Source organism: Mesorhizobium sp. B2-4-13, from assembly GCF_006658535.1.
Taxonomy (GTDB): Bacteria; Pseudomonadota; Alphaproteobacteria; order Rhizobiales; family Rhizobiaceae; genus Mesorhizobium; species Mesorhizobium australicum.
Map to the genome: position 1 here is coordinate 1 of NZ_VFVB01000021.1, position 13,773 is coordinate 13,773.

A 13,773-nucleotide genomic window follows, 5' to 3' on the forward strand; every position below is an offset into this window, starting at 1 on the left:
TTCGACCTTTGCGACCGCATCGTGGTGTTCCGGCGCGGCCGCATCGTCGCCAATCTGCGCAAGGAAAATACCGACGGGCAGGACATCGTATCCTATATCACCGGCGCCAAGACCGGCGAGGCGGAGTTGCAGGCCGCCTGAGAATGGAAAAGACGTCTATGCCGCAAGAACCCCTGGCGCCGGCATCGACCAGATGGCGGCGCCCGGACCTTGCGTGAACTCGTTATGACGCAAGACTTTCGGTCCGTCTGTTTATGGATCAGCCCTCAACAGTGTAGCCCGCCGATGCCATGACGCGCAGCAGCTCGCGATGGCCGATCCTGGCCATTTCCAGCGGCGGGTTCTTGATCGGGTCCTGCTCGGCCTCGACGACAAACCAGCCTTCATAGCCGTGGCCGGCGAGCCGTTTGACGATGGTCTCGAAGTCGAGCGAGCCATCGCCCGGCACGGTGAAGGCGCCCTTGACGACCGCATCGAGGAAGCTTTCGCGGGAGCGATCCAACCCGTCGATAACGGGCTGGCGCACATCCTTGGTGTGAACGTGGCTGATGCGATGGTGGTGATTGTCGATCACGCGCAGCACGTCGCCGCCGGCAAAGGCCATATGGCCGGCATCGTAGAGGAGGGGTAGCGCCTCGCCGGAATGCTTCATCAACAGGTCCACGTCCTGCTCGGATTCGATCGGTGCCGCCATGTGGTGATGGTAAGCGATTGGCATGCCCTGCTCGGCGCACCATTCGGCGAAAGCGGTTATCTTCCGGCCATAGGCCTTGATCTCCTCTTCGCTCAGGCGACGACGGGTGACGAGGGGCGCCGAACGGTCACCCTGGATTGTGCCCGCGGTCTCGCCATAGACGATACAGGGCGCGCCCACGGCCTTGAACAGCGCCATCTGTTCGGCAATGCGGTCCTTCTCGCGGGCGATGTCGCCATCAAGCAGCAAGCCCGAGAACCAACCGCCGCAGACTTTCATGCCATAGGTGTCGAGGATCGGTCCGAGGACGCCTGCATCCATCGGAAATCGGCGCCCGGTCTCCATGCCGGAAAAGCCAGCCTCCCGCGCTTCGGCAAGGCATCCCTCGAGCGAAATGTCACCACTCAGTTCCGCAAGATCGTCGTTCCACCACGCGATCGGCGCGATGCCAAGCTTGGCTTTCATGCTCTGATTTCTCCTTCCACAGAGGACGCAAATGGCTGCGTTGCGATCTATTATGAAATGTCTATTGACAAATCAATAGATGCTGCAATGATTGTTGCAATACGGTTTTAGGGAGGACTGGGCCAACTCGCGCAGGGCACGCGGTCCATCGGACATGCCGAGGATCAGCGCCGCCGGAGGCTGCTCCGAACGGAGTTAAACACCCGTCCCGCAATGCCGGAATCTTGTGACCGCCGCGCTCTCTGCGTGGCGTGTCTCGTGCTGTTTTCAGGATGCTCAGATGTATGGCGACTACGGACTTTTCATCGATGGAGCCTGGCACTCAACAGGCGGGGGAGGCCTTACGCCGGTATTTAGTCCGGTCACCGAAAGGGCGCTCGGCGAGGTAGCTTGCGCCAATGGGGAGGACACTCGCGACGCACTCGAAAGTGCCCAACGGGGGTTTCGTTCATGGAAAGCAAAATCCGCCTTCGAGCGGGCTGATGCTTTGCATCGGATTGCCGACGAAATGCTGCGCCGCAAGGACGAAGGGGCGCGGATGATCTCCAGCGAGACCGGCAAGCCGCTGGCGCAGTCGGAGCGGGAATGGGCTCTCGCGGTCGATCAATTCCGCTGGCATGCCGAGGAGGCGCGTCGCATTTACGGGCGTGTCATCGAGAGCCGTGTCCCGGGCGGGCGTTTCGAGGTCCTGCATGAGCCTGTCGGCGTCGCCGCGGCCTTCACGGCCTGGAACTTCCCCGCAGCACTGGTGGCCCGCAAGGTCGCGCCAGCGCTGGCCGCAGGCTGCTCGATCGTGGTGCGTCCCTCAAGCCAAACCCCGGGCACGGCCATGGTCATGATTGACTGCATGCGAGCGGGCCAGTTGCCTGCAGGCGCGGTCAGCCTGCTGGTAGGTCCCACGGAAGCCACCTACACGCCCATCATGGCGTCGAAAGTAGTCCGCAAAGTGTCCCTGACCGGCTCAACGCGGGTCGGTCAGCAGATGATCCGCGATGCCGCCGATACAGTCAAAAAGGTCTCGATGGAGCTGGGCGGCAACGCGCCGCTGATCGTCTTCGACGATGCCGATCTCGAGACGGCGCTCGGCGTGGCGGTGCCGACCAAATATGCGAATGCCGGCCAGGTCTGCGTCACGCCGGACCGTTTCTTCATCCACGAAAGCCTGCATGACAGTTTCGTCGAGGGCTTCGTCTCCAGGACCAGGGCGCTTAAGCTCGGCGATGGTCTCGATCCCTCGGTGCAGATGGGGCCGCTCATCAACGGCAAACGGCTCTCCGACATCGAGGCCGTGGTCGCGGAGGCCGAACGGCAAGGGGCCACGATCGCCGCCGGCGGCCGCCGTGCGGCGGCCTTCAATGCCGGGCATTTCTTCGAGCCCACGGTGCTGACCAACGTCAGCGACGACATGGCGGTCTTTGCCGAGGAGAATTTCGGTCCGGTGGCGGCGATCACCTCGTTCTCCAGCGACGACGAGGCGCTGCAACGCGCCAACACCTCCGACATGGGGCTCTCGGCCTACGCGTTCACGCAAAGTCCGAAGCGCGCACGCCGGGCGGTTGCCGAGCTGAAGGCTGGAATGGTCGGCATCAACAGCTTCGCGCTTGCGGCCTCGGAGGCGCCCTTCGGCGGCACCAATTTTTCGGGCATGGGGAGGGAAGGGGGGATCGAGTCGATCACGGATTACCTCGATACCAAGCTTGCCCAGGTCGTTTTCTAAAGGTTGCCGCCATGATCCCCAATACCCTCAAGAAGCTCTGGGCCGAAGGCCGTCCGACCATCAATGGCTGGCTCTCGATAGGTAACTCATTCACCGCCGAGATCATGGCCGCGCAAGGTTATGACAGCATCGGCATCGACCTGCAGCACGGCGCGCTAGACTACAACGCCATACTGCCCATGCTGCAGGCCATGCGCGCCTCGGGCGTCACCCCGCTGGTGCGCGTCCCCTGGCTCGAGCCGGCCATCATCATGAAGGCACTGGACGCCGGCGCCTACGGGATCATCTGCCCGATGATCAACACCGCGGAGGAAGCTGCGAAGTTCGTCTCCTACCTCCGATACCCGCCGCTTGGACAACGGTCATTTGGTCCGACGCGTGCCAATTTCGCGGTCGGCGCCAACTATGCGGCCGAGGCCAATGGAGAAATTCTGGCATTCGCCATGGTCGAAACCGCCGAGGCGATGGCCAATCTCGATGCGATCGCAGCGACCCCAGGGCTCGATGGCATCTATGTCGGGCCGGCCGACCTCACCTTCAGCCTGCACGGCGGTCGCCTGCCTCCGGCCTTCGATCGCGAAGAGCCGGAAATGATCGAGGCTTTGCAAGCCATTGTGCGGGCCTGCCGCAAACACGGCATTCGCGCGGCGCTGCACTGCGGCACTCCGGAATACGCCGGGCGCGCCGTGGCATGGGGCTTCGACATGACCACCGTCTCCAATGACGTGCGTTTACTCGCCGGCGCCGCACAAACCGCCGTCAAGCAGTTCAGGGCCCTGATGGCTGGAGCCTCAGCCAGGAGCGTCAACACCAAGGGGGGCTACTGATGCCTCACGTGCTTGTTGCCGGCAAACTGCATCCAAGCGGTATAGCCCTGCTCGATCGGTCGCCGGGCGTAACCTACGACTATGTCGAGGAGGTTTCCGAGCCGAGCTATGCCTCGCTGATCGGCAAGGCCGACGGGCTGGTCATTCGCACCCAGCCGCTTTCCGCGCCGACGGTCGACAAGGCACGCAACCTCCGCATCGTCTCGCGGCATGGGGTCGGCTACGACTCGGTTGATCTGCCGGCGCTCAACAAGCGCGGGATCGCGCTGGCGGTCGTCGGCGATGTCAATTCGGTCTCGGTGGCTGAGCACGCCATGATGCTGCTGTTAGCTGCCAGCAAGCGCACGCTGCGCGCCGATCGGGCCGTCCGCGAAAAAGGATGGAACTGGCGCAACAAGCTCGAGTCGTCGGAACTTGCGGGCAAGCGGCTGCTCATCCTGGGTTACGGCCGGATAGGTCGGCATCTTGCCCGTATGGCTGCCGGCTTTTCCATGGAGGTTGAAGCATACGATCCGTTTCTCGAAAAGATTGGCTGGCCGGATGGTCCGGTGAGGCCGGGCTGCGACCTCGCCGCTGCGCTGGGCCGTGCCGACGCGATATCCGTGCACGCGCCCAAAGGCGAGAGGCCGTTGATCGGTGCCCGTGAATTCGAGCTCATCAAGCGTGGCGCCGTCCTGATCAACACCGCCCGTGGTGGCGTGGTCGAGGAGCTCGCTCTGATTGAGGCGCTGCGAACCGGCACGGTTGCGGCCGCGGGCCTCGATGTTTTCGACCAGGAGCCGCCAACGCCGGAGAACCCGTTGCTGGCGATGGATCAGGTCATCCTCACGCCCCACATCGCCGGTCTTACCGTTGAATGTGGGGAACGCATGGCAGTGTCGTCGGTCAAGAACGTCCTCGATTTTTTTGAAAGCAAGATCGATCCCGCGCTGGTCGTCAATGGAGCCGAAGTCATTGGGAAATGAGAAACCCAAGCTGCGGGTCGGGCTGATCGGGACCGGTTTCATGGGCAAGACCCATTCGTTTGGGTTCGCCGCGGCGGAGCGTGTTTTCGATCTGCCATTCGAGCTCGAGCTTCATACCGTCGCCGACCGTACCGAAGAACTTGCCGGCGCAGCCGCGCGGACGCTCGGCTTCAAGAACGCTACCGGCGATTGGCGCCGACTTGTCGGCGATCCGGATATCGATCTCGTCGACATCACCGCGCCAAACGCGTTCCACCGCGAGATGGCGCTGGCCGCTATCGCCGCCGGCAAGCACGTCTATTGCGAGAAACCGCTTGCTCCGCGCGCAGCAGAGGCCGCCGAGATGGCAAACGCTGCCGTGGCTGCCGGCGTACGCACGCAGGTCGGGTTCAACTACCTGTGCAATCCGATGATGGCCCTGGCCCGTGACCTCATCGTGACCGGCGAGCTTGGCGAAATCCGCAGCTATCGCGGAATCCACGCCGAAGACTACATGGGCGATGCTGAAAGTCCCTTCACCTTTCGCCTCGACAAGGTAGGTGGCGGTGCGCTGGCCGATCTCGGCAGTCATGCCTTGGCAACCGCCGAGTTCCTTCTCGGCCCGATCGAGCGCGTTCTTGGCGACGAGGTCACCGTCATCAACAGTCGTCCGGACGGCAAGGACGGCCGTACCGCCGTCGAGGTCGACGACATCGGCCGGGCTTTCTTGCGCTTCGCCAGCGGCGCCACCGCCAGCATCGAGGCAAGTTGGGTGGCGACCGGCCGCAAAATGCAGCACAATTTCGAGGTTTATGGCTCGAGAGGGGCGCTGGCTTTCAGCCAGGAGCGCTTCAACGAACTGCAATTCTACACCACTGCGGAGGCCGGTCGAGTTCGCGGCTTCCGTCGTATTCAGGCCGGGCCCGATCATCCGCCCTATGGGCTGTTTTGCGTGGCCCCCGGCCATCAGCTTGGTTTCAACGATCTCAAGGCCATCGAGGTCGCGCTGTTTCTCGAAGCTATCGCCGGGATCCGCGCAGAGCCATTCAGCTTCCGCTCCGGACAGCGCATCCAGGAACTTGTGGAAGCGATCCATACCTCAGCGACTGGAGGCCGCTGGGTCAGCACAGCTTGATGAGCAATCTCGAATGGGGCGCCCAGGCGGTCGCCGAAGAACTTCATTCGACGGGCTTGCGCGTTTTGCAGGGAAGGAACTTTACCCAGCGGGCGTCCACGTAGCCAGAATCCATCAGACAGATAGTATCGGCGCGTCCTATTTTGCCGATACAGGGTGGTGCACGCGAAGCCTGATGATGGCGTGTCCAATGGCGCCATCGCGATTCATGCGTTTTTGCAAGGAGTGTTGCTCGATCGCAAAGTTTCGGTATGGTGGGTGATCGAAAAGGATCAGGCATGGACCACTTACGATCAAAGCCTCAGTCTGCCGGCGAGTTGATGACTATCTTGAACTCGGCTCAGGACAACATGGGCAGAGGCGGGCGTCGCGTGGCGAATTTCTTCATCGCGAACCTTGGCGAGACAGCCCTTCTGTCAGGTTCCGAGGTTGCCAGTCGCTGCGGTGTGAACGCATCCAGTGTGGTGCGTTTTGTCCAGACCTTGGGATTTTCGGGCTACCGGGAATTTCAATCAGTTCTCCAACAGCATCTGTCCGCCTCAATTGTGGAAGCCAGGCAGTCTGGCGCGGGTGGGATTGCCTTGCCCGAGATTTCAAAGCCGCTTCGTCTCTTTCTTCTTGCCGACTCAGGACGATCGTTCAACGAGGCCGCGGAAGCCGCCGCGAAGAACTTCAGCGCGCAAAACGCATCAACTGAGATTGAAACGGAGTCGCATGCTTCATACGACGTCGAACCTGAGGACTTTGCGCGCCGGATCGAGAGCGTGGCCGAAAGGTCCGACGGCATTATCCTGGTCGCCAGAGAGCATCCGGCAATCAACGATGCCGTGAGGGCGGCCACGGGACGGGGCCTCCCGGTGATCTGCCTGACCACCGATCTCCCCTTATCAGGTCGAGCAGCCTACGTTGGTTCGGATCAGTATGTGTCGGGGGCTACGGCAGCCTGGCTATGTGGTCGAATGCTCCCGCGTGGGACAGCCGGCAAAGTCCTGTTTGTTTGCAGCGTGCCGTTTCGCTGCCAGCAAGACCGGGAGCAGGGGTTCCGGCAGGTCCTGCGATCCGAATTCTCCACCCTGGCCATCGATGAAAGGGTGAGCTCCAATGAGAGCGTGGAGGTCATCTATGAGGCAGTCCGGCGATACATCGCAAAGAGTGGTCCGCCAGCGGCCATCTACAATGTTTCAGGGGCTAACCTGGGGGTCGGGCGCGCACTGGAGGCTGAAGGTCTCAGTAATTCGACCGTGTTTGTCGGCCATGAATTGAACGCGAATTCCCGCTCGCTGCTCGAGCGGGGAATCATGGACGTAACGATCGGTCACGACTTCGATCGTGAGATTGCGCTTTCGGTAGACTGCGTAAGGATGGCGCGGCAAGGCGTGCAGCCTGTGAATCGAATTACGCAAAGCCAGGTCTTCACCCGCTTCAACTGTGCTACCTTCTGATTGATGGCCGTGTTCTGCGGCGAGTTAGGATGATTGGCGACGAAGTGGCGAATCCTTCTGTCGCCAGGTCGCCTCTCTAGATCGCCAGCTTGGCGACAGGCGTTGGCGGGGCGAAGGGGTAGGCGCCCCAGACCGACTGGTCGAAATTGATTACAGAGCCAGTCATCATCCCGGCATCCTCCGAAGCCAAAAATGCGACGGCCTTGGCCACTTCCGCAGGTGCCAGCAGGCGCTCAAAAGGTTGTTCGGCCGCAGCCTTTTCGAGCCAGTTTGCGTCCGCGCCGTGATACTCGCGCTGGATGCGATCCTCGCCGTCGGAAGCCATCCAGCCGATATTCAGCTGATTGACCCGGATCTTGTTCCGCATCGTTGCAAACGCCGTGTTGCGGGTAAGCGTGGCAAGAGCACCCTTGGAGGCGCAGTAGGACGCGATAAACGGCTGCCCGGCGAGCGCCGAGGTGGAGCCAATATTTACGATCGCACCTTCGATATTGTCTCGGACCATCCGCCGAATTGCTTCTTGCATCAAGAAGAAGGGAGCGCGTGTGTTGATCGCGAACATCCGGTCGAAAAGCTCCTCGCTCGTGTTGAGGATGTCACCTCGGTCCGTAAGGCCGGCGGCATTCACCAGGACATCGACGCGCCCAAAGGCCGTATCCGCGGCCTCAATCACCGTCCGGCAATCGGCCACGTTCGCCAGATCGGCCTGGACAAAGCGAACGACGCAGTCCGTTTTAGCCTCAATTGCTGCAGCGACGGCGCCGCCCTTATCGGCGTTGCGCCCACAGGTGACAATACCGGCCGCGCCCGCGTCTGCGAGATGCATGGCGATCGAAGCGCCCAGTCCCTGCGTCCCGCCGGTGACCACCGCGAATTTCCCATCGACTCTGTTCATTTTTCAAGGCCTCCTCGGTCTGCAATGAATTTTGCAGAAAAAATCAATGCGGAATTTGTATTGACACACGTGCGGAAATGCAAGATATTTTGCATCGTGCACGCAAAGATTGGTGCTTAGCTTGCACGACAGGCCGTAGGGAGGAAATTGATGTTGCGTATCGCCGTGCTCGGCTGTGGCCGAATTGGTCAAATGCATGCTGCCAATGTCGCTCGTCATCCCCGATCCACGTTGGCGGCGGTATTCGATGTCAATTCAGAGGCGGCCGAAAAGGTCGCGGCGGCTCAAGGCGTCAAGGCCGCAGCCAGCGCAGAGGATATCTTCGCGTCGGACATGGTGGACGCCGTTCTGATCGCCACGGCAACTCCCACCCACGCCGACTACATAGAAATGGCAGTCGCTGCGGGTAAGGCGGTGCTGTGCGAGAAGCCGATCGACCTTAGCCTCGCCCGCGTCGAGGCGTGCGCCGCCAACATCGGCGAGACCAAAATCCCGATCCAGCTTGGCTTCAACCGTCGTTACGATCCTGGGCACAGTGCAGCGCGGACTGCGATGCTGGCCGGCGATATCGGCGAACTGCACCAGGTCATTATCACGTCCCGTGATCCTTCGTTGCCGCCGAGAGCCTATCTGGAGGCTGCGGGCGGGCTGTTCCGCGATATGACGATCCACGACTTCGACTTGGCTCGCTTCATGCTCGGCGAGGAGCCGACCGAGGTCTTCGCGCTTGCCAATGCGCTCATCGATCCGGCACTCGGAAAGGAGCTCGATGAAGTCGACAGTGCAATGTTCATCCTGAGGACCGCGTCGGGCAAGCAATGCCACATCAACAATTCGCGCACGGCGGTCTACGGCTACGATCAGCGCGTCGAGTTGATCGGGAGCGCCGGAATGCTTCTTTCCGACAACCGAAAACCCCACGAATTGCGACGCTTTACCGGCACGGCCGCCGAGGCAAGCCAACCGTATCAGTTCTTCTTTCTCGAGCGCTACCAGGAAGCCTTCATGGCCGAGATCGACGGGTTCGTGGACTGTGTGGAGAAAGGCGCCGTTCCGCTGGCAAGTTTCGAAGATGGGCGCCGTGCGCTCATCCTGGCGGAAGCGGCTTACAAATCCATGAAAGAGGGACGTTTGGTGCGCGTCTCCGAGGTGGCTGCATAAAAGCATTCGGCGGCGGATTCGCAGGAGGATGAAAGATCCGCGCAGTGGGAGGAGTAGCGTTTGGTGAAGTATGGGCTCGCACGGATGGTCGTGTGGGGAAATGACCGAGACCGGCCCCGCAATGGCGCGGGCATCTTGGCCCGCCTTCCTTGCGATCACGATCGAAGGAGAACGCGACAGCGTGCCCGCACTCCCAACTTCTCCACCAGGGCTCTTTCAGTGCTGCCGGGCCGGCACTGCAATTGCATTTGCGCGTGACGACATCGCGAACGGTGTCTCATCGCAAGGTCGAACCTTTCTGTGGTGAGCACAGAAGGCCTAAGCGGTGTCAGGCCCGGCTCAACGGGCAGTCGGACCGCGCAACAAAAGGAGGAACCAATGAAATTTCCAAGTCTCCCCATTTCTCGCCGCAGGGCCGCCAGCACAGTGGCTTTCGGCGCGCTGTTCCTTGCAATAACCGCTGGGACCGCGCTTGCCGAATACAAGGCCGCGGACGTGAGGATCGGTTTCACCCCGAAGTTTCTCAAGGATGATTTCCAGACCCTGATGTTGGATCTCTCGAAGAAGGCCTTCGATGCAAAAGGTTTCACCCTGGTCGGTGCTCCTGATCCGAATGGCGATATCGCTGCCGAAGTCGATGCGCTCCAGAACCTGATTGCCAACGGCGCAAACGTTCTGGTCTTCGCTCCCATCGACGCGGCGGGAATCGTTCCCGCGGTCAAGAAGGCGAATGACGCCAACGTCCTCGTTTTCTCGATCGATGACGCCCCCGCGGGCGGCAAAGTGACGGCAACGGTGCGCGCGGACAATGTCGACGCCGGCGTTCAAGGCGCCAAGGAGATGGCCAAGCGCCTGCAGGCCAAGCCGTGCTGGACCGACAACAGCTGCATCGTGCTTGAGCTACAGGGTGCCCTGACCACACCAAACGGCCGCGATCGCTCCGATGGTTTTTCCAAAACGCTGCATGAGCTCGCGCCCAAGGTGAATCTGATACAGCGCCCCACCGAATGGACTGCCGACATGGCCGCCGATGCTGCGCAGAACGTCCTCACGCAGAATCCTTCGTTGAGCGGCATCTTCATGGCGTCCGAACTCATGGCCTCGGCCGTGAACGCGCAGCTCACCAACGGCGGCAAGGGCGCTCCGGTGGGTGACCCGAACTCGGTGATCCGCATCGCAATCGATGGAACGCCTCAAGGGCTTCAGCTGATCCGCAGCAAGGCCCTCGACGCGACGGTATCGCAGCCCCTGAGCGCCTATGCGACCAAGACGGCCGAGCTGATCGAACTCGTCTCCAAGGGTGGCAAAATCGAGATCGGGCCACGGGATGACGGCCAGGTTATCGATACACCCGTTGGACCGCAGTACCAGCTCAAGGCGACGCTGGTGACAGCCGGTAATGTGGACTCACCTGATCTGTGGGCGAACAAGATCGGCAAGTAATCAGGACCCAAGGGGAGGAGCCGAAGATCATGGAAAACGCGCGACCCATCGTCGAAATGCGTGACATCGCCAAGACCTTTGGCTCGACCCGGGCTCTTCGCGGCGTGAATTTCACCGTCATGCGCGGTGAAGTTCACGCCCTGTTGGGCCGCAATGGCGCGGGAAAGAGCACGCTCGTTTCCACCTTGAGCGGATATGTTTCGGCCGATACCGGATCGATCAGAATCGGAGAGGTCGAGGTAGAAGCGGTCGGCCAACACTATGCGCCCAGCATTCGTAAGCTGATCGCCCACGTTCAACAAACCCCTCAGCTGTTCAACCTGCTGACGGTTGCGGAGAACCTTTTTGTAGAGAACCCTCTCGTCCGCAGAGGGTTCGGCGTGGTGAGCCACAAGCTGATGTTGGAGCGCGCCGCTGAGCTGCTGAGCGAATGGAATATGGACATCCAGCCCCGCTCGCTTGCAGGTGAGCTAGGCGCCGGGACGAGACAGCTGCTCGAGATCATGAAGGCCCTCAGTCGGGGTGTACCCATCATGATTCTGGACGAGCCAACCGCGGCGTTGAGCAATGCTGAAAAACGGATTCTGTTCGAGCATGTGCGGGCACTCAAAGCCAAGGGGGTCTCGTTCGTCTATATCTCGCACCACCTGGACGAGGTTTTCGAGATTGCCGATACGGTCACGATCTTGAGGGATGGCAAGGTCGTGAAGGAACGCGAGCCCGTGGGAGGGCTCGACGTCGAGACCATCGCTGACCTTATGATGGGTGAAAAGACGGTCCGAAGCACGCGACAGGACTTCCTGACGGAGGAAGCCCCTGTTCTCCTCCAGGCCAAGGGAATTCGGCTCGACAGCTTTTCGGAAAAGGATATCAACTTTGCCGTTAGGGCGGGCGAGATCGTGGCCCTGGCAGGTCCGGTAGGTGGCGGGAAGGAAGCACTCGCGATGGTCCTTGCTGGCCAGCAAAGGCCTGAAAGAGGCGAGGTGATCAGCCCGCGTGGAAAGCTACCGATTATCGGGCTGGTTCCGACCGACAGGCATGCGAGCGGCTACGTTGGCATTCTGGGTGTTCGTGAAAATGTGGCGATCGGTGGCCTTGACGTCCTGTCCGGCAAACTGGGTTTTATCAGCAAAGGTAAGGAAGCCAGGCATGTCGGGCGCCTTGCCCAGCAGACGAACGTAGTCGCTTCGTCTCTGGAGCAGGCGGTGAGCCAGCTCAGCGGCGGCAATCAGCAGAAGGTCGTTTTCGCGCGCGCGCTTTGTCGAGCTCCCGAGGTCATCATCGCTCTCAGCCCAACCCGCGGCGTCGATGTGGGAGCCAAGGAGCAACTCTATTCGCTGTTGCGCGATCTTGCCAGCAAGGGGTTGGGGCTTGTGGTCGTCTCGGACGAAGAAGACGAAATTGATCAGCTGGCCAACCGGGTCGTTATCGTATTCGAGGGCCACGTCGTTGATGAACTGGTGGGCGGATACACAATCAAAGATCTAATCCTGCGAATGGAGGGCGTCGTATGAGCACCGATATCGTGAGCAAATCCACGCCGAAGAAGGAACATTCCGGACAGTCACGGCTGTCCGCGTTTGGGAGCGCCTTTGTGGCCGGTGGATATACGATGTACCCGGTCCTTCTCATGCTGGTGATCGTTGGTGCCATCGTTGCTCCCCGGTTCGCCACAGCGGCCAATCTTCTGAATATCCTCGACCAGGTGAGCGTCCTGGGCCTGACGACAATCGGATTGACTTTCGTTGTCCTGATAGGTCGACTGGATCTCTCACTCGAGGGAATTGTCGGCTTCGCTCCGATGTTGGCGGCTGTCACACTCGTGCCTGCGGCGGCTGGCGGGCTTGGATTGGAGTTGCCGAGTTGGACTGGCCTATTCGTTGCCCTGGGTACTGCGGGGCTGATTGGGTTTTTCAATGGTTTCATGGTGGTCAGGGTGGGTCTCAACCCGTTCATCTCGACGCTCGGGCTGCTTGTGCTGCTTCGCGGCGGAGTGCTGATCATTTCCAATGGGCGTTCGATCTATTCTCCCGGCAAAGCGCTGACTTACCTCGGATCTGAGAGTTGGTTCGGTGTTCCTGTGTCGGTGATCGTATTCATTGTGGTCGCTACCGTGGTCGGCCTTGTCTTTCACTACCACCGCTATGGCCGCGCCTTGTATGCGATCGGCGGCAATGAGGACGCCGCAAGGGCCGCAGGCATTAACGTGGATAGGGTCATTTGGTCGGCTTTTATATTCGCGGCCCTCTTGGCGGGCCTGGCCGGTGTTCTGATGACGGGGCGCCTTGATTCGACGGTGACAACCCAAGGACAGGGGATCATCTTCTCCGCCTTTGCCGCCGCGGTGATCGGAGGCGTAAGTCTTGGCGGCGGCCGAGGGACAATCGTCGGAGTTACTAGCGGGGTGCTCTTGATTGGCGTCATTAACAACTTGCTCACGTTGGCGCAGGTTCCGTCCTTTTACGTTCAGGCATCGACCGGCGCCGTTATCATCGTGGCGGCGGTGCTGACGACGATCGCGAGCCAACGCTCAAGCGGTGTGCGAACCCGAACGTGAGATACGCTGCCAGGCCAAGGTTTTTTTGCCAGCATCACTGCCAGACTTGAATAAGATGCCGCACGACTGCAACGCAGCGGACCTTGATGAGTGCGCTCTTTCTTGCGTGGAGGTGGCGGTGAGAGGCTGAGCGCATGGAAGAGTTCCGCCTTCGTCGAGGAGCGGCCGGGGACGCTATGGACACAGTTTCCGGGAAAGGCAGAGGTGCGAGTCCCGGCCGGCGCTGCTCGGGACGGCGCGCCTCTCTATACCGTGGCGCTCGCCATCGCTTTCCGACATCGATGCCTGTAATCAGCTCTCTGGTCCGAGGTGATCCAGAGCCGCAACGTGCCCGATAAACCGGCAGCAGGCCATTGCCACTTCTTGGCAGCAGCCTGAGGCGCCCCAAAAGCCGTCCGGGAGGCACATGGACACAGGGGACTGTCAGGAATCTTGTGCGTGAGGCCGGTTGTCGTCATTGGCTGACGAACCTCTCGCCGAAGACGACGGCGAA

The 13,773-nt window shown here is 60.9% G+C and carries 11 protein-coding genes; 9 read left to right on the forward strand and 2 right to left on the reverse strand.

Features of this window, described 5'->3' with window-relative positions:
* Positions 1-259: 259 nt before the first annotated feature.
* Positions 260-1,159, reverse strand: coding sequence for a myo-inosose-2 dehydratase (iolE, locus tag FJ936_RS30240; protein ID WP_141907492.1), 900 nt, complete (start codon positions 1,157-1,159; stop codon positions 260-262).
* 280 nt (positions 1,160-1,439) lie between these two features.
* Here iolE and FJ936_RS30245 point away from each other — a divergent pair, with 280 nt between their 5' ends.
* From FJ936_RS30245 to FJ936_RS30265, 5 genes are all read left to right on the forward strand, one after another.
* Complete coding sequence (locus FJ936_RS30245) at positions 1,440-2,876, forward strand: NAD-dependent succinate-semialdehyde dehydrogenase (protein WP_140789752.1); 1,437 nt, start codon at positions 1,440-1,442, stop codon at positions 2,874-2,876.
* An 11-nt stretch (positions 2,877-2,887) separates the two neighbouring features.
* Positions 2,888-3,703, forward strand: coding sequence for an aldolase/citrate lyase family protein (locus FJ936_RS30250; RefSeq protein WP_141907493.1), 816 nt, complete (start codon positions 2,888-2,890; stop codon positions 3,701-3,703).
* On the forward strand, positions 3,703-4,668 hold the full coding sequence (locus FJ936_RS30255) for a hydroxyacid dehydrogenase (RefSeq protein ID WP_141907494.1): 966 nt from the start codon (positions 3,703-3,705) through the stop codon (positions 4,666-4,668). Before FJ936_RS30250 ends, FJ936_RS30255 begins: the two co-directional genes overlap by 1 nt.
* Entirely contained in the window at positions 4,643-5,782 is a 1,140-nt protein-coding gene (locus tag FJ936_RS30260) for a Gfo/Idh/MocA family oxidoreductase (protein WP_141907499.1), read from the forward strand. Before FJ936_RS30255 ends, FJ936_RS30260 begins: the two co-directional genes overlap by 26 nt.
* 320 nt (positions 5,783-6,102) lie before the next feature.
* Positions 6,103-7,224, forward strand: coding sequence for a substrate-binding domain-containing protein (locus FJ936_RS30265; protein WP_181763213.1), 1,122 nt, complete (start codon positions 6,103-6,105; stop codon positions 7,222-7,224).
* A 76-nt stretch (positions 7,225-7,300) separates the two neighbouring features.
* Here FJ936_RS30265 and FJ936_RS30270 read toward each other — a convergent pair whose 3' ends face one another.
* The gene (locus tag FJ936_RS30270) at positions 7,301-8,119 is read right to left on the reverse strand and encodes an SDR family oxidoreductase (RefSeq protein ID WP_141907496.1); all 819 of its coding nucleotides are present in this window, start codon (positions 8,117-8,119) and stop codon (positions 7,301-7,303) included.
* A gap of 147 nt (positions 8,120-8,266) precedes the next feature.
* Between FJ936_RS30270 and iolG the strand changes: the two genes are divergently transcribed.
* From iolG to FJ936_RS30290, 4 genes are all read left to right on the forward strand, one after another.
* On the forward strand, positions 8,267-9,280 hold the full coding sequence (iolG, locus tag FJ936_RS30275; RefSeq protein ID WP_210241773.1) for an inositol 2-dehydrogenase: 1,014 nt from the start codon (positions 8,267-8,269) through the stop codon (positions 9,278-9,280).
* A gap of 378 nt (positions 9,281-9,658) precedes the next feature.
* On the forward strand, positions 9,659-10,723 hold the full coding sequence (locus FJ936_RS30280; protein ID WP_141907497.1) for a sugar ABC transporter substrate-binding protein: 1,065 nt from the start codon (positions 9,659-9,661) through the stop codon (positions 10,721-10,723).
* A gap of 29 nt (positions 10,724-10,752) precedes the next feature.
* Positions 10,753-12,237 (forward strand): sugar ABC transporter ATP-binding protein, encoded by a 1,485-nt coding sequence (locus FJ936_RS30285; RefSeq protein WP_141907498.1) that lies wholly within the window; start codon positions 10,753-10,755, stop codon positions 12,235-12,237.
* Complete coding sequence (locus FJ936_RS30290; RefSeq protein ID WP_140789735.1) at positions 12,234-13,280, forward strand: ABC transporter permease; 1,047 nt, start codon at positions 12,234-12,236, stop codon at positions 13,278-13,280. Before FJ936_RS30285 ends, FJ936_RS30290 begins: the two co-directional genes overlap by 4 nt.
* Positions 13,281-13,773 lie beyond the last annotated feature (493 nt).

Coding starts and splice junctions, on each gene's coding strand:
- FJ936_RS30255 (WP_141907494.1), top strand. CDS start 3,703: ATGCCTCACGTGCTTGTTGCCGGCAAACTGCATCCAAGCGGTATAGCC.
- FJ936_RS30290 (WP_140789735.1), top strand. CDS start 12,234: ATGAGCACCGATATCGTGAGCAAATCCACGCCGAAGAAGGAACATTCC.
- FJ936_RS30260 (WP_141907499.1), top strand. CDS start 4,643: ATGGAGCCGAAGTCATTGGGAAATGAGAAACCCAAGCTGCGGGTCGGG.
- iolE (WP_141907492.1), bottom strand. CDS start 1,159: ATGAAAGCCAAGCTTGGCATCGCGCCGATCGCGTGGTGGAACGACGAT.
- FJ936_RS30265 (WP_181763213.1), top strand. CDS start 6,103: ATGACTATCTTGAACTCGGCTCAGGACAACATGGGCAGAGGCGGGCGT.
- FJ936_RS30285 (WP_141907498.1), top strand. CDS start 10,753: ATGGAAAACGCGCGACCCATCGTCGAAATGCGTGACATCGCCAAGACC.
- FJ936_RS30250 (WP_141907493.1), top strand. CDS start 2,888: ATGATCCCCAATACCCTCAAGAAGCTCTGGGCCGAAGGCCGTCCGACC.
- FJ936_RS30280 (WP_141907497.1), top strand. CDS start 9,659: ATGAAATTTCCAAGTCTCCCCATTTCTCGCCGCAGGGCCGCCAGCACA.
- FJ936_RS30270 (WP_141907496.1), bottom strand. CDS start 8,119: ATGAACAGAGTCGATGGGAAATTCGCGGTGGTCACCGGCGGGACGCAG.
- FJ936_RS30245 (WP_140789752.1), top strand. CDS start 1,440: ATGTATGGCGACTACGGACTTTTCATCGATGGAGCCTGGCACTCAACA.